The organism is bacterium (assembly GCA_004322275.1).
Taxonomy (GTDB): domain Bacteria; phylum Desulfobacterota; class Deferrisomatia; order Deferrisomatales; family BM512; genus SCTA01.
Window position 1 is genome coordinate 12699 of sequence record SCTA01000014.1, and the last position, 19782, is coordinate 32480.

A 19782-nucleotide genomic window follows, 5' to 3' on the forward strand; every position below is an offset into this window, starting at 1 on the left:
AACCCGATTGACTGACGTGCCAAAATAAAATATCGTTTTTATGGTTTGCCCGGGGCTTGCCTGAAAGCCGCGCGATCTCCTGCCGGAGGCTTGAGAATGTCCAAAAAAAAGGTCCTCGTCGTCGACGACGAGCCGAATATACTGTTGTCGCTGGAGTTTATCCTCGAGGAAGAGGGGTTTGAGGTTAAAACCGCAGGCGACGGCGAGGAAGCTCTCGAAATCGCGCGCTCTTTTTCTCCCGACATAGTGCTTCTGGACGTAGCCATGCCCAGGAGGGACGGCTATGAGGTCTGCCGCATCCTCAAGGAAGAAAAAAATCCCGCCAGGGTGATAATGTTGACCGCCAAGGGCCAGCCGCTCGAAAGGAAAAAGGGGCTTGAGGTCGGGGCTGACGCCTACGTCTCCAAACCCTTCCACGCCGGAGAGCTTGTAGCCGAAATGCGGGCTCTGCTGGAAAAATGACCCCCTCCAAGGACAGGACCGTTCCCTTCCTGAGGCGCATCCGCGTGCGCCTGATCATCTCGCTCGTCCTGATTTCCGTCATTCCTTTCCTGATCATTTCCGCCGCCATCCTGAGCTCCCTGCCCGAGGGCACCGCCCCGGACGTTATGACGCCGATTTACGTAATGGGCGTCTTTCTCGGGCTCTTCTGCGCCTTCGTCGCCTGGCAGCTGGCCGAAAAGTTCACCGAGCCTATCGACGAGATACGGCACGGCGCTGAGATTATCGCGAGAATAAACCTCTCGCACCGCATCTCCGTAAAGACCGGCGACGAGCTGGAATCCCTCGCCAGGGATTTCAACGACATGGCGCACGCCCTCGAAGGGGCCTACAGCGAGCTTGAGGACCGCGTGCGGCAGGTGACCCTGAATCTTCAGGAGGAAAAGAGCCGCCTCGCCACGGTGCTTCGGACAATGGTCGAGGGCGTCGTCGCGGTAAACGAGGTCGGCGAAATAATTCTGATGAACCCCCGGGCGAGGTCCGTGCTCGCGGGCGGGCCGGAGTTCGGGGTCGGCTCGCCGCTGAACCGCCTCCTCCCAAAGGGAAGGGTCGATTACCACATGCGCAGGCTCCGCGCCGCGTGGGAAGAGGGACGCGACGGCGTCGAGCATGTCATATTTCCTCTCCCCGGCGGGAAGCTGCTCAAGGGCGTCATGGCGGCGATGCCGGGGCCGGGCGGAGAAAGGGCGGGTTTTCTGCTGGCCTTCCGGGACGTGACCGAAGAGGCCGAGCGGGAAAAGCAGATCGAAACGGCCCTGCGCACACTTCCGACGCGCCTCAAGAGCCCGATGACCTCGGTGCAGTCGATCGCACAGATAATCGAGACTCACAAGAACCTCTCCGAGGAAAAACAAAAAGCCTTCGTCTGCGCCCTTCGGAGCGAAGTCGAAAGCTGCCTCGTCCAGCTTCAGGAGGGAGAGAAGGCTGAGGCCAGAATGCCCAGCTCCCACTGGCAGGGGCAGCCGACCGACGCCAAGGGGCTGGTGGAAGAGGCTCTCGCCGCAATCCCCGGCGTTTACGCCCATTTCCAGCCCCCGGAGGGGCCCCTTCCGCCCGTGGCGGTAGAGCCTTACGGCTGCATCCTCGCCATGTCCTCGGTGCTAAGGTGGCTGGCGGCGAACTCCACCGGCTGGAACCCCGTCGAGGCCACGCTGGAAGCCGAAGAGGACATGGTGGTCGCCACCTTCCGTCTTGCGGGTTCGCAGGGGCCGAGCCCCGAAGGGATGGAGTCGATGCTGGTCGAGCAGCAGGGCGAGGAGCAGATCACCATAGCCGAGGCCGTAAAGAGAAACCGGGGCGAAATATGGACCCGTGTTTCGGAGGGCTCCTTCGAGGTCCGGTTCGGCATGGTCAGGGCCTCCCGGATGCCGCAGGCCGAAAGCGGCGTCAGAATCTTCGACGATCAGCCGGATTTCTACGATTTCGACCTCTTCCTCGCGCGTTCGGGGGCCGAGGTCAGGGAGACTCTTGAGAGGGACCTGAAGGATCTGGAGATCGTGGTTTTCGACACCGAGACAACGGGACTTAGGCCCTTGAAGGGCGACCGCGTAGTCAGCCTCAGCGCCGTGAGAATCCGCAAGGGAAAGATAGTGCAGGCCGGAGATTTTCACACCCTGGTCAACCCGCAGATTCCGATACCCAAAGAGTCTACCCTCTTCCACGGGCTCACCGACGTGATGGTGAAGGACGCGCCTTCCATCGCCGAGGTCTACAAGAGCTTCGGCCAGTATATCGGCGGAGCGGTGCTGGTGGCCCACAACGCGGCGTTCGACATGAAGTTTCTGGAGATAGCCGCGAGAGAGAACGAGCTTCCGCAGGTAGACAACCCGGTGCTCGACACCCTCTTTCTCTCTTACGGCGTCCACGGCGACCTTCCGGGCCACAATCTCGACTCCATAGCCGAGAGACTGGGCGTCACGATAGAGGGGCGTCACACCTCGGACGGCGACGCCAGGGCCACCGCCGAGATATTCGTGCGGCTTCTTCCCTTGCTGGAGGCGAGGGGGGTGCGAACCCTCGGGCAGGCCAAGGCTTTTTGCGACCGCAACCTGATCTTGCGCTGGCAGGCCTCCCGTTTCTAGTTCTTTATTAAAGCCTTTCAAAAGGGCTTAACATGGCGACTCTATACCTCATAGCCCTTCTTATCGGCCTCGGCGTGGGCGCGCTGGCGGCGTTCGTCCTCATGGGGAGGCTCGCGGCCGGAAGGGCGGAGCTTGAAAGAAGGCTCCGCGACCTCAGCGTCCTCCACGAGGCCAGCGGCATATTAGCGGCCAGCCTCGACCTGGACAAGCTCCTCGACAGCATTTTGAAGCTCATCAAAAGGGAGTTCGGCTTCCAGCACCTCGCCATACGCCTGTTGAACGAGCGCGGGCATCTTGAGGTGCGGGCCTCGATAGGCATGGACAGGGACTACATCGAGGCGACGAGGATTATCCCCACCAGAAGCACGATGTTCGGCAGGGCTTTTCTCGACGCGAAGCCGGTGGTCGTCCGCGATACCAGGGAGGCTCCGCCCTCCTCTCACTACGAGATGCTCCGAAGGTTCATCCCCGTCACCGCGCTCGTCCACATCCCCATGATTCACGAGGACAAGCCGATAGGGGTTCTCGCCGCCTACTCCACGAGGGGGCCGGAAAAATTCACCGACCAGTTCGTCGCCCTCCTGCAGGCGCTGGCCAACCAGCTCGCGCTGGCGGTGGTGAACGCCAACCTCTACAAGCAGGTGCGCTCCGCAAGCCTTGTCATGGAGGAGAGGGTAAGGCAGAGGACGGCGGAGCTTGAGGCCGCCAACGAAAGGCTGAGGGAACTGGACAGGCTAAAGAGCGAGTTTTTGTCCAACGTCAGCCACGAGCTTCGCACCCCGCTCACCTCCATTCAGTCCTTCTCCGAGATATTCCTGCGCTACGACGTGGACGATCTGGCCAAGCGGCGGCGCTTCGCCGAGATAATAAACGACGAGGCGCAGCGGCTTACGAGGATGATAAACGACCTTCTCGACCTCTCCAAGATAGAGGCAGGGAAACTCGAAGTTAACCTCCAGCCCGTCGATCTCGCGAAGCTCATAGAAAAATCACTCAATTCCACCGAAGCGCTTTTCTCAAAGAGCAGTCTTCAAATAGAGAGGCAATTCGACAAGAACATCCCCATGGTCTTCGCCGATCCCGACAGGCTGGTGCAGGTGATAAACAACCTTCTCGGCAACGCGGCGAAGTTCGCGCCCGACGGCAGCACCATAACGGTCAGGGCGAGGTGGCGCGGCCGTTTCGCTCTTGTATCTGTGACCGACGAGGGGCCGGGGATAGACCCGAGGAAGGTCAAGGAGATTTTCGACAGGTACACCCAGCTTCGAGACCCGCGAAAGCACCAGTCTCTGGGAACCGGGCTCGGCCTTTCGATATCGAGGGATCTTGTCGAGCGCCTCGGAGGGTACATCTGGGTCGAAAGCTCCCCCGGGCGCGGCGCGACCTTCTCTTTTTCCGTTCCCCTGGTGGAGCAGTGAGTTAACCGCAGACACGCCGCCGGATTTCCTGTTAAAATCTATCGCACGCAGCAAAGCTGCACCCGCATGGCGGCCGGTCTCGCGGACTTGACTTGCCTGACTTCGCTGTGCAAGCATCTTTCTCTTCTTGGAACTGAAAAGACATCGCAATAACGCTCTGCCCGCGCCCCGGTCTTCACCGAAGACCATGAGGCTGGCTCGGAGCGGATACTGGAGATACTGGTGACCGGACTTGACAAGAGGTGGGGCTACGACATACGCCCCGACGAGATAGAAAAGGAAAGTTTCCGCATAATCGAAGGGCTCGCGGACCTGTCAAAACTGAATCTCGCCCAAAAGGCGCTGGTTAAGAGGGTGATTCACGCCACCGGCGACCCTTCCTTCTCAGCGATAGTTAAATGGAGCGAAGGAGCTATTGAGGCGGGAGCAAAGGCCCTTTCGGGCGGCGCTCCCATCGTTACCGACGTGGAGATGGCCCGCTCGGGGATAAGCAGGGTCCGCGCCGACAGGTTCGGCTCCACGGTCAACTGCTACATCGGCGACGAGGGAGTCACGGCTTCGGCGCGCGAAAGAGGGGTGACCCGCTCGATAGCGGCGGTCGAAAAGGCCGTTAAGAACTTCCCCGAGGCGGTCTTCGTATTCGGCAACGCGCCCACAGCCCTATTCCGGCTGCTTGAACTCTGCGACGAGGGGCTGGCGAGGCCGAAACTCGTGGTCGGCGTCGTCGTGGGCTTCGTCGGGGCGGCGGAATCGAAGGAAGCGCTCATGCAAAGAAGCGATTTCCCCTGGATCTCCTGCGCAGGCAACAAGGGGGGGAGCAACGTGGCAGCGGCCTGCGTCAACGCTCTCTTCAAAGTCGCGCTGGGCGAGGTCTAGCCTCCGTCATGACCAGAAAGATCCTTCGCCACGGCTATTCCACCGGCGCCACAGCGGCGGCGGCGGCCAGGGGGGCGACTCTTGCGCTCTTCGGCAGGGAAACGGGAGCCGTAAGCCTTCCTCTCCCCTGGGGGAGCGAGGACGCCAAAGAGGTCAGCTTCAAACTCACCGGCACTCAAAACGGCATGGGCTGGTCCTCCTGCGGCGTATTCAAGGACGGCGGCGACGACCACCCCGACGTGACCAACGGCATGGAGATACGCGCCACGGTGGCGATAGCCGCGAGGGGGGGAGACGAAGTTTCCCTGCGCATGGTGGAGATAGAGGGCGGCGAGGGGATAGGCAGGGTCACCAAGCCCGGCCTCGCGGTCAAGCCCGGCGACCCGGCGATAAATCCCGTCCCACGGCGCATGATTGAAGAGGCTGTCAGGAGCGCGGCGCTTGAGGCGGGGATGGAGAACGTTCCCCTGCGGGTCACGATAAGCGCCCCCGAGGGGGTTGAGCGCTCGAAGCGCACGATGAACGCCCAGCTCGGCATTATCGGAGGCATATCGATTCTCGGGACCACGGGAATCGTCATACCGATGTCCGCCTCCGCGTGGATGGCGACAATAGCCGCCTGTCTCGACGTGGCGAAGGCTTCGGGGCAGTCACGGGCTCTTCTCGCCTTCGGGAGAACCAGCGAAAACGCCGGGAAAAAGCTCTTTCCCGAGCTTAGGGACAACGCGGCGGTGATAATGGGCGATCACGTAGGTTTCGCGCTGGACGAGGCCGCGAAGAGGGGCCTTTCGCCGGTCGTCGTCGGGCAGTTCGCCAAGTTCTGCAAGGTGGCCGGAGGGAATCTGCAGACCCACGTCCGCAATTCCACCCTTGATCTTCTGGTCGTAAAGGAACTCATGGATAGGGCTGGTTTCCCGCCGGAAGAGGCGAAGGCCGCTCTGGGCGCGAACACCGCCCGGCAGCTTTATGACGAGCTGGCGGCCAGGGGGGACAGGGGGGTCTTTTCACTGCTTACGGGGGAAGTGGCCAAAATCGCTTCAAAGAGGGTAAACGGGGGAGTGGACGTAGAAGCGGTTCTCTTTGACTATTCGGGAAATCGCCTTTCTCGCGCTTCCATCCGTGGAGAGTCACGAAAATGAAAAAGACAAGGGTCTGGGTAATCGGAGTGCATCCGGGCTGCCGCAAGCTCGACCTCGACACGCAGAAAATCATCGCCGAATCGGGGATAGTCTACACCTCGGAACGCCACCGCTTTCTCGTCGACAACATCGCCGGGATGGTGGAGGTGGTCGAGGGGAAGGTCGTCGAACGCGCTCTGGAGGTCGCCGCCGACCCCTCGCGCAGCGCCGTCTTTCTCGCCTCGGGAGACCCCGCGTTCTTCGGCGTGGCGGCGCTGCTTCTCAGGAAATTCGAGCACGGCGAGGTGGTCATCCGCCCGGCGGTCTCCGCCATGCAGGTGGCTTTCGCGCAGGCTGGCCTGAGCTGGTCGGACGCCCGCATCACCAGCCTCCACGGCCGCGACCTTCAGGAGCTGGCTCAGGTTCTCGGGGCGCCCAAGGTCGGCCTCTTCACCGATTCGGTGAACACCCCGGCGAGGATCGCGCGCTTCCTGATGGAAACCGGGTGGGACGACCTCGAAATGATAGTCTGCTCCGACCTCGGCCAGCCCCACGAGTCGGTGATGCGCGGGCTGGTGGAGGATTTCAAAGACTGGGAGGGCTCGGACCTCAACGTCGTCATACTGGTGCAGGCCAGCCAGGACCCGAGGCCCTTTGGCCCCGGAATCCCCGACGCCCTTTTCGACCACGACCGGGGGAAGATAACCAAGGCGGCTGTCCGCGCCGTAATCATGGGTCTTCTGGAGCTTCCGAGGGGAAGGTCGGTGCTTTGGGACGTGGGGGCGGGCTCCGGCTCCGTGGGCATCGAGGCGGCGCTTTTGAACCCCTACATACAGGTCTGGTCGGTGGAGCGGGACGAAGAAGCGCTTGTGCACATAAGGGAAAACAGAAGGCGCTTTCGCACGGCGAGCGTGTGGATAGCCAACGGCCCCGCCCCCGACGCCCTCGACGGCCTTCCGCCGCCGGACAGGGTTTTCGTCGGCGGTTCCGGCGGCCGTCTCCCGGAGATACTCGACAAGAGTTTCGCGAGGCTCAAAGAGGGCGGCATAGTCGTCGTCTCCGCCGTCCTCTCCGAGACCTTCGCCGAGGCGATCATCTGGGCCAAAAACAACAACAAGGCGGCCGAGTGGGTCGATCTCTCTTTCAGCCGGTCGCGCAAGGTCGGCGAGGGTAACATCCGCGCCGCCGAAAATCCGGTGATACTAGTTAAAATCACAAACCCCGGAGAGAAAGCGCTTTGAAAGGCAAGGTAGTTTTCGTAGGGGCGGGTCCCGGAGATCCCGGCCTGATCACGGTCGCGGGCAGCGAGGCTCTGGCAAGGGCCGACGTGGTCCTTTACGCCGGAAGCCTGGTCAACCCCGGGCTTTTGAAATACGCGAAAAAAGCCTCTGAAATTTACGACACGGCGGGGATGAACCTCGACGAGACCACCCGCGTCTGCCTCGAAGCCGCCAGAGCCGGCAAGTCCGTCGTCCGCCTTCACACCGGAGACCCCTCTCTCTACGGAGCGATACTGGAGCAGATGCTTCCCTTAGAAGAGGAGGGGGTCGAGACCTCGGTTATCCCCGGAGTCTCCAGCGCCTTCGCCTCGGCGGCGGCGCTCCGGAGCCAGCTAACCCTGCCGGGGATGAGCCAGACGGTAATCTTCACACGGCTATCGGGCAGGACTCCCGTACCGGAATCGGAAGGGCTCGAAAAGCTCGCCTCCACCGGCGCGACCCTTTGCGTCTTCCTCTCCGTGGACAGAATCGCGGAGGTGGTCCAAAAGTGTCTGGAAGGAGGGCGTTCGCCCGATACCCCGGCGGCGGTGGTCTCGCGGGCGAGTTGGCCGGATCAGTCCTTCGTCGCCGGAACCCTTTCCGATATCGCAAAAAAGGTCTCCGAAGCCGGATTTACGAGGCAGTCGATGATAATAGTCGGCGACCCCCTCGGTCCCCGTATTCTCGGAAGCTCTTTCACTCCCTCGAAGCTCTACGATTCTTCCTTTACCCACGGCTACCGCGAGGGAGAGAAGTGACAACCCCTCCGGGCGGCAGCGGGGAGCTTTACGCCATCGCCCTCACGAAGACCGGAGCAAAGACGGCCCTCCGGCTGGCCGGGGCCACGGGGGCGAAAGTCTACCTTCCCGAGCGCTTCGCCACCGGGGAGGCGATACCCTTCTCCGAGCCGGTGGCGTCCCTCATCGCAAGACTCTGGAAAAAGAGCAGGGGGCTCTTTCTGGTAATGGCTTCCGGCATCGCGGTGCGCTCCATAGCGCCCCTGCTGAAGGACAAATACACCGATCCGGCGGTTATACTGCTCGATTCGGAGGGCAGCTTCGCCGTTCCCCTCCTTTCGGGTCACCTCGGCGGCGCGAACGAACTTGCACAGGAGCTTGCCCAAGAACTCGGCCTTCAGGCGGTCATAACCACCGCCACCGATACGGCGAAAAAGCCTGCCGTCGAAGTCTGGGCGGCGAAAAAGGGGTGGGCGATTGAAAACAGGGGCGCGGTAAGGCTGATAAATTCTGCCTGGGTCAACGGCGACGGAGTCGGGCTCTACCTCGACCCCCTCCTCTCGCTAGACCTCGTTGAGGATATCGCCGAACATCTCGCCTTCATCTCGACCGGCGCAGGAGAGGCCAGAAGCTACGGAGGCCCGCTGATCGCGGTGACTCCCCGGCTGGAGGAGCTTCCCGGAGCGCTCTTCGTAAGGCCGAAGGTTCTTTGTCTCGGCGTTGGGTGCAGACTCGGCGCGGACCCTAAAACCGTCCGGGAAGGGATTCTGGGGGCGCTCGCTTCATCGGGACTTTCTCCACTGTGCGCGGCGATGGTCGCCAGCGTAGACGCCAAGAAAAACGAAGCAGCCCTCATTGAACTGGCAAAGAGCCTCGGAGCGCCGTTCCTCACTTTTTCCTCTGAAACACTCGCAAAATTTGAAACGCCCAACCCCTCGCGGAGAGTCATGGAAGCCGTCGGCACCTCCTCGGTCTCGGAGGCTGCCGCGCTCGCGGGAAGTTCGGGCGGCTCGCTTTTAATTGAAAAAAAGTCCGGAGGAGTCTGGACTCTGGCCGTGGCCCTGATTGCGGCGGAGAATAAATAATGATTTACATCGTAGGCATCGGCCCCGGCTCGCGGGAGCACATGACAAGCCGCGCCCTTTGCGCCCTCATGGAAGCCGAAGTTATAGTCGGCTACTCCCTTTACGTCGGAATGCTCGGCTCCCTTATTGAGGGCAAGGAAGTGGTCTCCACCGGCATGACCCGCGAGACGGAGCGGTGCCAAAAGGCCGTCGAGCTCGCCCTCCTAGGGCGCAAAGTCGCCGTGGTGTCCACCGGAGACCCCGGGGTCTACGGCATGGCCGGACTCGTCCTCGAACTCCTCGAAAAAGCCGACCCGGAAGGCCGTGTGGAGGTTGAGGTGGTCCCCGGAGTTTCGGCGGTCAGCGCCGCGGCCTCGCTCCTCGGAGCCCCGCTGATGACGGATTTCGCCGTAATCTCCCTCTCCGACCTCATGACGCCCTGGGAGACCATCGAAAAGCGCCTCGAAGGCGCGGGAGCGGGGGATTTCGTCGTCGCCCTCTACAACCCCCGGTCGAAAAAGCGCGTCAAACATCTCGACCGCGCCTGCGCTATACTTATGCGTCATCGCCCCCCTTCGACCCCCGTCGGCATAGTGCGAAACGCCCTTCGGGAAGACCAGTCCATCCGGCTGACGACCCTGGGGAACGCGGCGGGCGAAGAGGTGGACATGATGTGCGTGATAATAATAGGAAATTCGACGACCCGTATTCTGGGGGGCAGAATCGTCACCCCGCGCGGGTACGGCGTAGAATAATCAATTTTGGGAGAAAGAAGAAAAATGGTTCAGGCTAAAAAAGGTAAAAAGATAGTGATCGCCGTCATCGGACGCGATCAGGTGGGCATCGTCGCCAAGGTCGCGACGGTCCTGGCCGAAAACACCGTCAACATCGAGGACATAAACCAGAAGGTCTTCGCGGGCGACGTCTTCGCCATGACGATGATGGCCGACATCTCCGGCTCCGCGCTTGGGCTGGCGGAGATAAACGCGAAACTCGACGAGGCCGTCGGGCCGATGGGGCTCAAGGTAACGATTCAGGACGCCGAGCTTTTCCAGTATATGCACCGGGTCTGAGAGGTATTTGTATCCATGAAGTTTTCAAGCGAAGAGATCTACGAAACCATCGGCATGATAGCCGATGAGAAGCTGGATATAAGGACGGTCACCCTCGGCCTCTCCCTGTGGGACTGCTCCGACCCCGATCCGAAGAAGTGCGCCGACAAGATCGGCCGCAAGATACGCTCAAAGGCGGAGAGGCTAAGGGACACGGCGCTGGAGATCGAAACCCAGTACGGCCTCCCCATAGTCAACACCCGCATAAGCCTCTCGCCCCTCGCCCTGATCGTCCCCTCGAAGGTGCCGGAGGCTTTCGTAGAGGTCGCCCACGCCATCGACCTTGCCGCCCGCGACGTCGGGGTCAATTTCGTCGGCGGCTTCTCCGCCCTCGTCCACAAGGGGGAGACCCACGTGGACAGGGCGCTGATAAAGGCCATTCCCGAGGTCCTTTCCACCACCGAAAGGCTCTGTTCCTCGATCTCGGTCGCTTCTCTGCGCACCGGCATAAACATGGACGCCTGCTACGAGATGGGGAAGATACTGCTGGAGACCGCAAACCTCACCGCCGAGGCGGACGGCCTCGGCTGCGCGAAGCTGGTCATCTTCGCCAACGCCGTCGAGGACAACCCCTTCATGGCGGGGGCCTTCTTCGGCCCCGGCGAGCCTGAAAACGCCATTCTGGTCGGCGTCTCAGGCCCCGGAACGGTGAGGCGCGCCCTCGAAAAGCTCGGCCCCGGCGCTAATCTCGGCGAGGTCGCCGAAGCCATTAAAAAGACGGCCTTCAAGATTACAAGGGCCGGAGAGCTTGTCGGCAGGCAGATGGCGAAGAAGCTGGGCGTAAGCTTCGGCATACTCGATCTTTCCCTCGCGCCCACCCCCGCCGAGGGCGACTCGGTGGCGCAGATACTGGAGGTGATGGGGCTCGCCCGCGCGGGCGCTCCCGGCTCAACCGCCGCCCTGATGATGCTCAACGACGCCGTCAAGAAGGGCGGCTCCTTCGCCTCCTCCTCGGTCGGCGGACTCTCCGGGGCCTTCATCCCCGTCAGCGAGGACGCGGCGATGATACGGGCCGCCGAAGAGGGAGCGATAACCATAGAGAAGCTTGAGGCGATGAGCGCGGTATGCTCGGTCGGCCTCGATATGATAGCCGTCCCCGGCGACACCTCCGCCGAGACCCTCGCGGGCATAATAGCCGACGAGATGGCGATAGGCGTCGCCAACAACAAGACCACCGCCGTCAGGATAATCCCCGCTCCCGGAAAGAAGGCGGGCGACAGGGTCCACTTCGGCGGCCTCCTCGGCGAAGCGCCGGTGATGCCGGTCAGCAGGGTGAGCGCCGAAGGTTTCATCAGGCGAGGCGGTCGCATACCCGCGCCATTACAGGGACTTCGCAATTGAGAGCTTGTGAAAAACTGCTGCGCGCCCCGTTTGCTTCGTCGCGTGCTCGCTCACTGCTCGACGTATTGCCGATACAGTCTCGCATTTCGCTGTGCGTCTCCTTGCATCCGGGGCTGCTCGCGACGTTTTTGACAAGCTCTTTGGAGTAGCGGTGTTCTCCATCTTCAGGAGATAAAAAGATGTCCGTAACCCAGGCGATGCGCTTTCTCGACGCGAAAAAGATTCCCTACGAGATTCGCGAGTACGACTTTCGCGTTAAAGGGGCCGAGTACGCCGCCGAGGCCCTCGGCTGGCCGCCCGAGTCGATGATAAAGACCCTCGTGGCCGGACTCGACAAGCGCTTCGTCCTTAGCCTGATGCCCGCGGGGAGGGAGCTTTCCCTAAAAAAGCTCGCCCGCGTCGCGGGAGGAAAAAACGCCCGCATGTCCACGGTGGAGGAGGCCGAAAAGCAGACAGGCTATCTCGTCGGCGGGATAAGCCCCTTCGGCGTCAGGAAGGCGATGGAGGTCTGGATGGAGGAGTCGCTCACCGGCTTTGAAAAGGCCGGGATAAACGGCGGGCGGCGCGGGTGCATAATATTTCTCTCCCCGAAGGACATCAGGGAGAGTCTCGGCGCGAAGACCGCCGACCTTACGGCCTGAGGGTTTGGGTGCGATGGAAAAGATATTAAAGGCACTGAAAGACAGCGAGGCGGAGACATTCTCCGGGCTTTTCGAGTTCCTGCGCTTTCCCTCCGTCAGCGCCGACCCCCAAAGCGCCGGTGACGTTCGCCGCTGCGCCGAATGGCTCGCTGAAAAGATGAAAATGGACGGCTTTGCCGCCTCCGTCGAGGAGACCGGCGGCCATCCCGCGGTGCTCGGAAGGTGGGACAAAAATCCCGGCGCTCCGACCGTTCTCATCTACGGCCACTACGACGTGCAGCCCGCCGTGAAAAGCGATGGCTGGAACCACGAGCCCTTTACGCCGGTCATCGACGGCGAGAAACTCTACTGCAGGGGTTCCAGCGACGACAAGGGGCAGTTCTGGTGCCACTACGCGGCGGCGAAGGCGCACCTTAAAGCTTACGGAAAGCTCCCGGTCAACGTCATCTTCCTCGTCGAGGGAGAGGAGGAGGCGAACACCGGCAAGTTCGACAACTACGTGCGGGAAAGCGCGAAAAAGCTCGCCTGCGACGCCGTAATCGTCAGCGACGGCCCGATGTACGGCGACGGCTTCCCGGCCCTCACCTACAGCCTCCGGGGGCTCGCCTACATGGAGTTCACCGTCACCGGCCCCGACCGCGACCTCCACTCCGGCGTGATGGGCGGGATAGTGATGAACCCCGCGCAGGCGCTGGCTAAAATGATAACTTCCCTCAAGGACGAAGAGGGCAGGATTATGGTTGAGGGGTTTTTCGACGGCGTTGCCCCTGTGGCACAGTGGGAGCGGGACAACTGGAAGAAGCTCCCCTTCGACGAGGCGGCGTCCGCGAAGGAAATCGGGGTCGAAACCCTCGCCGGGGAAGTCGGCTATACCTGGCTTGAGCGCCTCTGGGCTAGGCCGACCCTCGACGTCAACGGGATGTGGAGCGGTTACATCGGAGAGGGCTCGAAGACGATAATTCCCTCCGCGGCCTCCGCCAAGATCTCCTGCCGCCTCGTTCCGGGTCAAGACCCGGACAGAATCGCCGAACTCCTCGAAGCGAAGATGAGAAGCGTGATGCCGAAGGGCGTCACGATGACTGCAAAGATGCTGGCCAAGGCGCAGCCGGTCCTTCTGCCTTACTCGGGTCCGGCGGTGGAGGGAGCTCTCGCCGCGATGGAGGCGGCCTACGGGAGGGAGCCTTTCAGGATACGGGAAGGGGCGACGATCCCGGTCGTACACACCCTGGCCGAATCCCTTGGCGCTCCGGTGGTCCTCGCAGGTCTGGGGCGCGTCTCCGACCGCATCCACGGCCCCGACGAACATTTCAGGCTTGAGGATCTGCGTAGCGGGATGGAATTTTCAGCGAGGCTGCTTACGGAACTTGCCGGAAGACTTTAAATTGTTTGGCCAAAAACCTTCGCGGCGTGGTTAAATGCCCGATTGCAAGGTTAAACGATAATTCAGGAGCGATTCATGGGTTTTGAAAACAAGGCGCTGAACAACGCCATATACTTCGTAAACGCGCTTGGCGCGCTGGTTCTCGTCGTCATAGCGATCAAGGGCGCGTCGTCGCTTGCCGCCGTCGCCTTCGTGCCCCTACTCATAACGCCCTCCGCGGCCTTCGCGCTCCTCCCGAAGCAGGCCAAAAACATCGCAGCCCTTTCCTTCGCCTTTATCGGCTCGATAACCTCGGCGGTAATAGGCTCCCAGGTAATGTACAACGAGCTCTTCGTCGATACCGCTTCAAAAACACCGCTGAAATTCTTCCTCGCGCCCTTCTGGCAGGCGGTGGTCTATTGCGCGACGATAATTTTCGTTCTGGGGTGGAACCGGATGATAAAGCCCAAGAAAAACGAAAGCGATTAGGCTGGCTTTAGTGCATGGAGGTTGATGAAAAACTGTTGCGAGCCTGTGTTTTCTGCGTCGCGTGCTCGCTCAAAGCTCGCCTAACACCCGGTTATGTCTCGCTTCTCGCTGTGCGTCTCCTTGAAACCGGGGCTTCTCTCGACGTTTTCCAACAGCCCTGGTAATGCCCCCGAATTTATATATAATAACCCGAATTGGAGTTGGTGCGTCCGCAATCCAACCCTGAATTGTTTCTTTGTGTTTGGTAGGCATGTTTTTACCGAGAATTATCGATTCAACAGCCCCTATAAATGGGAATTCAGAATTACCATTCTTGAGAAAATAACGCCATTCTGCCTCATGTTCAAATTTAGCTTTTGTTTTTGTATATAATACCTTCATCATTTCTGATTCGGCGTCAGGACTCAACATTAATTTGCTCAATAGCAACTGTGGCCTTTGATCTTCATACTTAACTTCAAATAAATATTCATTTTTTTCAGGCAAATGGAAAACAATACATACACCCTTGCCTTCATCGGCATACTCCTTCCACAATTCTGGGCTATCTTTAGCTTTAGTGAGCGACAGTATGCCAAGGGTATCTAGATAATTTTGCATAACTCTTTGTGTGTTTTCAATTTTTTTTATAGCCAGTTTGGATAACCCTTGGGCTGTTAAACATTTTTTAAGCTCATATCTTAAACGTTGGCGTGGCCATAATTCCTGCCGTGCTCTTTGCAACAGAAAATTACGATATATATCTTCATCCACGTCATTAATGAGATTTACTTTCAAATCTTCCGGATCGTTAAGCTTAGCTCTTGCAGGGAAAAATATTTTCTGTGACTTAATTATTGGCTTAAGAAATTCGTTAAACGGCCTGTATTTATAAAGAGTAATCACAATGAAGTCCTTTAGTTGGGTGCATTTGTATCGCGTCTCCCGCTTGCTCGCATTTCGCGGCCCCCGCAACTGCCTTTCAAAAGCATTCTGGTGGCCTAAATTAATTTACAAAGGTCGAAAACACAAAAACCGCAAATCCAAAGACTTGCGGCTAATTGTTTACAAAATCAAAATTTAGACCTGCATTAAAACGGGATGTCGTCGTTGGGGTCAAACCCCCCGCCGCCGCCGCTCGGGAAATCCTCGCCGCCGCCGCCGTAGCTTCCGCCACCGGCGTCCGCGCTGCTGCTTCCGCCGCCTCCTCCGCCGCTGGGTCGTCCGCCCAGAAACTGTATGGATTGCGCGACTATCTCAGTGGTGTAGCGGTCCTTGCCCTCTTTGTCCTGCCACTTGCGGTTCTGGATGCGCCCCTCGATGTAGGCCGTGGAGCCCTTCTTGAGGTACTGCTGGCAGTTCTCGGCCGTTTTTCCGAAGACGACGATGTTGTGCCACTCGGTGTGGTCAACCCATTCGTCGCCCTTTTTCTGGCGCTCGGTTGTCGCCAGCGAGAAGTTGCACACGGCGGTGCCCCCTTGCGTGTAACGCACCTCGGGGTCCTTGCCGAGATTTCCTATCAGTATCGCCTTGTTTACGCCTCTGGCCATTTTATGCTCCGTTTGCTGTTTTTATAATGGGGTGATTCTAGACGCCCGCTACCGGTTGGTCAACACCATAGCCTTTGAGGCTGTTGAAAAACGTCGAGAGAAGATCCGGTTTCAAGGAGACGCACAGCGAGAAGCGAGACATAACCGGGTGTTAGGCGAGCTTTGAGCGAGCACGCGACACAGAAAACGGGTCTCGCAACAGTTTTTCACAGCCTCAGTCAAAACGAAGAGGTCAGGAGAACTCCTCCACCCTTCGCATCGCCCCACAGGGAGAAAGAGGGTATGTTCCCGCTCTCGCGGCGCTCGAAAAATCTCTCTTCTTCGCGGTGGTTCCACTTTTGCGCCCCGGTCACCGCTCCCGAAATCGTTCCCGAATACCAGATAAGCTCGATAGCGCCGAGGGCCAGGGCAGCCTCCTCGTTGCCACGGTTCGCCGCGCTTATTGTTCCCCAGATGAAGATGGAGTTAACGGCGAAGGCCATCAGGGCGTCGTGCGGCCTCTCCACGTAGAGGTGGCCCGAGCCCGGCAGCACCGCCGAGAGAAGGCCCGCGAGGGCGGGGCTCTTTCCCGGGAGCCGTTCATGTTCTTTGACGATTTCGGCGTCGAGTTTGGCCGGTGTCTTCGCCTTCTCCCCGCTCTTTATCCAGGCGAGGGTGGCGAGGGTGCGGTAGGACTCCGGGGTGCTCTCGCCGCCGGTGAGTATCGACACCGCCGGAGGGTAGATGCCCGCGAGGTAGAGCGCCGTTCCGTAGAGGTGGCGGTTTTCGGCGGTGGGTTCGAGGTTGAAAAGGGCGCTGTAAGCCCCCGAGGCGTCTTCCCACCTTCCCGCCGAAGCGTAGGAGCGCCCGAGGCCGGTAAGAGCCTTCGCGGTTATGTCCGTGTCGTCGGGGAAGAAATGAATGACGCGCATGAACTCCGTCGCTGCCCGGTAGCTGTCCTGATTTTTCAGGAGCGCCTCGGCGAAGGAGAGCATCCCCTCGGCGCTCTCGGGGGGAGGAGGAGCGCAATAAGCGGCGGCTCCAAGAAAGAGTGCGAGCAAAAGGGGAATAAGGCGCTTCACTTTTCACCAGCCAGAAAGGCCATGTCCCGCTCGGGAGGGCTCGAAACCAGCCACCGCCCCTTGTAGACGGCGGGGGAGAAAGCGGCTTCGTCGGCCTCGGAGACCAGCCGCCCGGCGGTGAGCATTATCCCCGCCGCGGGGCCGTACTGTTTTATCGCCGAGAGGGCGTAGGCGGAGCAGGAGGGGTAGCTCGGGCACTTGCCGCTGTCGATGGGGCTTACGTAGCTGCGGTAGACGTAAAGCAGCCCGTTGGCGACCGTTTCACCCGCGCCGACGCCCCCTTCCACAGCGGCGGGAGGGGGTTTCTCCCATCCCGGAGGGTTCCACCCCGCGAAGGCGGGGCGGGCAAGAGACAGAAGAAGCAGTGCCGCCGCAAGTTTCCTCAAATCAGTCTTTCCGCTGCCGGTAGACAAGTTCCGGGCTCGACATGGTTACGGTCGTCCCCGGCGGGACGGAGCGCGTCACCCACACGTTGCCCCCGATAACGCTGCCCTTGCCGACGACCGTCGCGCCGCCGAGGATGGTAGCGCCGGAGTAGATGACCACCTCGTCCTCGATGGTCGGGTGTCTCTTGGTGCCCCGCACCAGAGCGCCCTGCTCGTCTTTGGCGAAACTCAGCGCGCCGAGGGTGACGCCCTGATAGAGGGTGACGCCCTTGCCTATCTCGCAGGTCTCGCCGATGACGACGCCGGAGCCGTGGTCCACGAAGAATTCCTCGCCGATCGCCGCGCCGGGGTGGATGTCTATGCCGGTTTCGCCGTGGGCGTATTCGGTCATCATACGGGGAAGAAGAGGGACCTTGAGGCTGTGCATTACGTGGGCCAGCCGGTAAACGGTTATGGCGAAAAGGCCGGGGTAGCAGAAGACCACTTCGTCGTAGCTCTTGGCCGCAGGGTCGCCGCGGAAGGCCGCGCGCACGTCGCTGGCCGCCAGACGCCTCACCTCCGGCATCTTCTTCAGGAATTCGAGGGCGTCTATCTTCCCAAGCTCGACGCAGTGGGTGCAGGAGCGCTTGGTGCGCCTGCACTCGTGGCGGATGGCGCGCTCGATCTGCAGCGAAAGCCTGTCGTGGAGTTCGGCGGTCTTTTCCCCGATGTAGAAGGGGAGGGAGGACCTGTCAACAAGCTTGTCGCCGAAAAAGCCGGGAAAGACTATCTCCAGCATCATGCGGACGAGCCGCCTGACCTCCTCCTTGGAGGGCAGAAGCTCTGATTCCACGTGGGTCATGGTCTCCGCATCGCTACGGCAGCTTTCGAGTATCGCTTCGACGACCTCGGGGAGCTGTTCCCTGCAGTCCTTCGTCTGGTCCTCTACGGCGCTGCAGACGACGCCCTCCTCCGAAAGAGGGTCTAGAACCGGAATTATCTTTTTCTTCTCACTCATCTTTTAGCAGCTTCCTCGCCTTTGTAATGACTTCGGGCGGATGAGATACCTCTTTTGGCCACTCGCGGAAATGGCCCTCTTCCGGGCCGGATTTGAAGGTGGCGTCTATCGCCAGCTTTTTGCCGGTCACGGCGATGTCCCGCTTCGGATCGACCGAGGAGAACGCCCTCCAGGCCAGAACCCCGAGGGGGTCGCCCGCGCTCCCTTCGACGGCTACGGCTATGTCCACTCCCTCGCACCCGAGGGCGCTTTTCGCAAGCTCCGCACCTTCCCCCGGCCGCCTCTTTTCGAGGACGAGGAGAAAAAGGCCGAGGCGCGTCCCGCGGACCGGCGCAAGGCAGCTTAGAAGGCCCGGAAAAGAACTCTTGAGTTTTGAATATACCTCTTCCGGCCCTACAGGGGGAGAGGCCGGAAGGATTTCTCCCGCTCCCGGCTCGCCCTCGATCTTCACCGTGGCGTCTACGCCGAACTTGCCGCCCCAGAGGGGGTGGGGGGAGGAGTGGTCGAGGGCGTCCAGCACTCCCTCGGAAAAGACGAGGTCTTCGGGGATGCGGACCCTGTCGAGGACGACTTTGAGCGCCGCCGCCGGGTCGCGTACGGGGTCGTTTTCCTCCATCACGCAGATGGTCTTGGTGAAGCTCATCTGTCCCGCGCCCCAAAAGCCGCTCATCAGCCTCCTGGCCTGCATCGGGTAGAGTTTTCGTATGGAGGCGAGGCAGAGGTTGTGGAAGACCCCCTCCACCGGGAGGTGCATCTCAACGACCTCAGGCCAGTTGGTGCGAAGGAGCGGCAAAAAGAGCCTCTCGGTAGCCCACCCGAGCCACTCGTCCTCCATCGGGGGAATGCCGACCACCGTGGCGAAGTAGACCGGGTTTTTGCGGTGGGTTATCGCCGTGAGGTGGAAGACCGGGTAGGGGTCGGCGGGCGAGTAGTAGCCGGTGTGGTCGCCGAAGGGCCCCTCTATCCGAGTTTCTCCCGGCTCGACGTAACCTTCGAGGATTATCTCGGCGGTAGAGGGAACCCAGAGGTCCACGGTGACGCATCTGGCCAGCTCCACCGGCTTTTGGCGCAGGAATCCGGCGAACATGAACTCGTCGATACCCTGCGGGAGCGGGGCGGTGGCGGCGTAGGTGACGGCGGGGTCGGTGCCGATGGCCACGGCCACCTCCATCCGCTTTCCCAGCCTGCGGTGGGCGTCGTGGCTGACCGAGCCGTCCTTGTGGATGTGCCAGTGCATCCCGGTGGTCTTCTTGTCGAAAATCTGGATCCGGTACATCCCCACGTTCTGCCTTCCCGTCGCGGGGTCTTTCGTAACGACGCAGGGGAGGGTGACGAAGGGGCCGCCGTCGTCCGGCCAGCAGGTGAGGACCGGAATCTTCGTCAGGTCGATAGCCTCGCCGGTGAGGACCACCTCCTGACAGGGCGGTTTGCCGGATTTTTTCTTCCTGGGGACCACCGAACGCAGAGAGGCCACCTTGGGCAGTAGCTTTAGAAAATCCCCGATACCGGTGGGCGGGGCGAGGTGCAAAAGCTCCTCTATCCTCGCCGCGTGGGAGTCGGGGTCGCCGTTCAGCGCCATCGCGATTCTCTTTTTGCTGCCGAAGGCGTTGACGAGGACGGGCATCGAATGGCCCGTCACCTTCTCGAAAAGGAGAGCCTTGCCGCCGCCGGGAGACTTCATTTCGAGGTCGCTTACCGCTGCGATTTCGAGGTCGCAGGAAACCTCTTCGGCGATGCGTTTTAGCTCCCCCGCCTTTTCCAGCGCAGTTATGAATTCCCGAAGAGAGGCAAAAGCCGCCAAGGAAAAATCCT

At 60.6% G+C, this 19782-nt stretch carries 20 protein-coding genes; 14 read left to right on the plus strand and 6 right to left on the minus strand.

Features of this window, described 5'->3' with window-relative positions; genetic code table 11:
- The first annotated feature begins 96 nt into the window (after window positions 1–96).
- The 14 genes from EPN96_04025 (at window position 97) to EPN96_04090 (ending at window position 13997) form a co-directional block, all read left to right on the plus strand.
- Window positions 97–462, plus strand: coding sequence for a response regulator (locus EPN96_04025; protein ID TAL17698.1), 366 nt, complete (start codon window positions 97–99; stop codon window positions 460–462).
- Window positions 459–2582 carry a HAMP domain-containing protein gene (locus tag EPN96_04030; protein ID TAL17699.1) on the plus strand — a complete coding sequence of 708 codons (2124 nt, stop codon included), beginning with the start codon at window positions 459–461 and terminating at the stop codon, window positions 2580–2582. Before EPN96_04025 ends, EPN96_04030 begins: the two co-directional genes overlap by 4 nt.
- A gap of 32 nt (window positions 2583–2614) precedes the next feature.
- On the plus strand, window positions 2615–4000 hold the full coding sequence (locus EPN96_04035; protein ID TAL17700.1) for a GAF domain-containing protein: 1386 nt from the start codon (window positions 2615–2617) through the stop codon (window positions 3998–4000).
- Window positions 4001–4255: 255 nt separating this feature from the next.
- Window positions 4256–4876 (plus strand): precorrin-8X methylmutase, encoded by a 621-nt coding sequence (locus tag EPN96_04040; GenBank protein TAL17792.1) that lies wholly within the window; start codon window positions 4256–4258, stop codon window positions 4874–4876.
- 8 nt (window positions 4877–4884) lie between these two features.
- On the plus strand, window positions 4885–6015 hold the full coding sequence (cbiD, locus tag EPN96_04045; GenBank protein TAL17701.1) for a cobalamin biosynthesis protein CbiD: 1131 nt from the start codon (window positions 4885–4887) through the stop codon (window positions 6013–6015).
- Window positions 6012–7235, plus strand: a complete 1224-nt coding sequence (gene cbiE / locus EPN96_04050; GenBank protein TAL17702.1) for a precorrin-6y C5,15-methyltransferase (decarboxylating) subunit CbiE — start codon at window positions 6012–6014, stop codon at window positions 7233–7235. Before cbiD ends, cbiE begins: the two co-directional genes overlap by 4 nt.
- On the plus strand, window positions 7232–8011 hold the full coding sequence (gene cobM / locus EPN96_04055) for a precorrin-4 C(11)-methyltransferase (protein TAL17703.1): 780 nt from the start codon (window positions 7232–7234) through the stop codon (window positions 8009–8011). The genes cbiE and cobM overlap by 4 nt, the downstream gene beginning before the upstream one ends.
- Window positions 8008–9075, plus strand: coding sequence for a cobalamin biosynthesis protein CbiG (locus EPN96_04060; protein ID TAL17704.1), 1068 nt, complete (start codon window positions 8008–8010; stop codon window positions 9073–9075). Before cobM ends, EPN96_04060 begins: the two co-directional genes overlap by 4 nt.
- A complete protein-coding gene (cobJ, locus tag EPN96_04065; protein TAL17705.1) occupies window positions 9075–9809 on the plus strand; it encodes a precorrin-3B C(17)-methyltransferase in 735 nt (244 codons plus the stop codon). Before EPN96_04060 ends, cobJ begins: the two co-directional genes overlap by 1 nt.
- A gap of 24 nt (window positions 9810–9833) precedes the next feature.
- Window positions 9834–10127, plus strand: a complete 294-nt coding sequence (locus tag EPN96_04070) for an ACT domain-containing protein (GenBank protein TAL17706.1) — start codon at window positions 9834–9836, stop codon at window positions 10125–10127.
- A 15-nt stretch (window positions 10128–10142) separates the two neighbouring features.
- Entirely contained in the window at window positions 10143–11507 is a 1365-nt protein-coding gene (locus tag EPN96_04075) for a PFL family protein (protein ID TAL17707.1), read from the plus strand.
- A 179-nt stretch (window positions 11508–11686) separates the two neighbouring features.
- On the plus strand, window positions 11687–12148 hold the full coding sequence (locus tag EPN96_04080; GenBank protein ID TAL17708.1) for an aminoacyl-tRNA deacylase: 462 nt from the start codon (window positions 11687–11689) through the stop codon (window positions 12146–12148).
- Window positions 12149–12161: 13 nt separating this feature from the next.
- Entirely contained in the window at window positions 12162–13529 is a 1368-nt protein-coding gene (locus tag EPN96_04085) for a dipeptidase (protein TAL17709.1), read from the plus strand.
- Between the two features lie 75 nt (window positions 13530–13604).
- Entirely contained in the window at window positions 13605–13997 is a 393-nt protein-coding gene (locus EPN96_04090; GenBank protein TAL17710.1) for a hypothetical protein, read from the plus strand.
- Window positions 13998–14066: 69 nt separating this feature from the next.
- Here the strand turns inward: EPN96_04090 and EPN96_04095 are convergent, their stop codons facing one another.
- The 6 genes from EPN96_04095 to EPN96_04120 all read right to left on the minus strand — a co-directional run bounded on the left by EPN96_04095 (window position 14067) and on the right by EPN96_04120 (window position 19771).
- Window positions 14067–14882, minus strand: coding sequence for a DUF2971 domain-containing protein (locus EPN96_04095; protein ID TAL17711.1), 816 nt, complete (start codon window positions 14880–14882; stop codon window positions 14067–14069).
- Between the two features lie 185 nt (window positions 14883–15067).
- Window positions 15068–15526: a single-stranded DNA-binding protein gene (locus EPN96_04100; protein TAL17712.1), complete on the minus strand. Its 459-nt coding sequence runs from the start codon at window positions 15524–15526 to the stop codon at window positions 15068–15070.
- Between the two features lie 218 nt (window positions 15527–15744).
- The gene (locus tag EPN96_04105; GenBank protein ID TAL17713.1) at window positions 15745–16587 is read right to left on the minus strand and encodes a hypothetical protein; all 843 of its coding nucleotides are present in this window, start codon (window positions 16585–16587) and stop codon (window positions 15745–15747) included.
- Entirely contained in the window at window positions 16584–17000 is a 417-nt protein-coding gene (locus EPN96_04110; protein TAL17714.1) for a membrane protein insertion efficiency factor YidD, read from the minus strand. The genes EPN96_04105 and EPN96_04110 overlap by 4 nt, the downstream gene beginning before the upstream one ends.
- Window positions 16975–17970, minus strand: coding sequence for a serine acetyltransferase (locus EPN96_04115; protein ID TAL17715.1), 996 nt, complete (start codon window positions 17968–17970; stop codon window positions 16975–16977). Before EPN96_04115 ends, EPN96_04110 begins: the two co-directional genes overlap by 26 nt.
- Window positions 17963–19771, minus strand: coding sequence for a menaquinone biosynthesis decarboxylase (locus tag EPN96_04120; protein TAL17716.1), 1809 nt, complete (start codon window positions 19769–19771; stop codon window positions 17963–17965). The genes EPN96_04115 and EPN96_04120 overlap by 8 nt, the downstream gene beginning before the upstream one ends.
- Window positions 19772–19782: the final 11 nt, after the last annotated feature.

What these genes read in the sequence shown, in the direction of transcription:
- cbiD (TAL17701.1), top strand. Translation starts at nt 4,885, where the DNA reads ATGACCAGAAAGATCCTTCGCCACGGCTATTCCACCGGCGCCACAGCG.
- EPN96_04035 (TAL17700.1), top strand. Translation starts at nt 2,615, where the DNA reads ATGGCGACTCTATACCTCATAGCCCTTCTTATCGGCCTCGGCGTGGGC.
- EPN96_04090 (TAL17710.1), top strand. Translation starts at nt 13,605, where the DNA reads ATGGGTTTTGAAAACAAGGCGCTGAACAACGCCATATACTTCGTAAAC.
- cbiE (TAL17702.1), top strand. Translation starts at nt 6,012, where the DNA reads ATGAAAAAGACAAGGGTCTGGGTAATCGGAGTGCATCCGGGCTGCCGC.
- EPN96_04025 (TAL17698.1), top strand. Translation starts at nt 97, where the DNA reads ATGTCCAAAAAAAAGGTCCTCGTCGTCGACGACGAGCCGAATATACTG.
- cobJ (TAL17705.1), top strand. Translation starts at nt 9,075, where the DNA reads ATGATTTACATCGTAGGCATCGGCCCCGGCTCGCGGGAGCACATGACA.
- EPN96_04080 (TAL17708.1), top strand. Translation starts at nt 11,687, where the DNA reads ATGTCCGTAACCCAGGCGATGCGCTTTCTCGACGCGAAAAAGATTCCC.
- EPN96_04085 (TAL17709.1), top strand. Translation starts at nt 12,162, where the DNA reads ATGGAAAAGATATTAAAGGCACTGAAAGACAGCGAGGCGGAGACATTC.
- EPN96_04030 (TAL17699.1), top strand. Translation starts at nt 459, where the DNA reads ATGACCCCCTCCAAGGACAGGACCGTTCCCTTCCTGAGGCGCATCCGC.
- EPN96_04100 (TAL17712.1), bottom strand. Translation starts at nt 15,526, where the DNA reads ATGGCCAGAGGCGTAAACAAGGCGATACTGATAGGAAATCTCGGCAAG.
- EPN96_04070 (TAL17706.1), top strand. Translation starts at nt 9,834, where the DNA reads ATGGTTCAGGCTAAAAAAGGTAAAAAGATAGTGATCGCCGTCATCGGA.
- EPN96_04075 (TAL17707.1), top strand. Translation starts at nt 10,143, where the DNA reads ATGAAGTTTTCAAGCGAAGAGATCTACGAAACCATCGGCATGATAGCC.
- EPN96_04115 (TAL17715.1), bottom strand. Translation starts at nt 17,970, where the DNA reads ATGAGTGAGAAGAAAAAGATAATTCCGGTTCTAGACCCTCTTTCGGAG.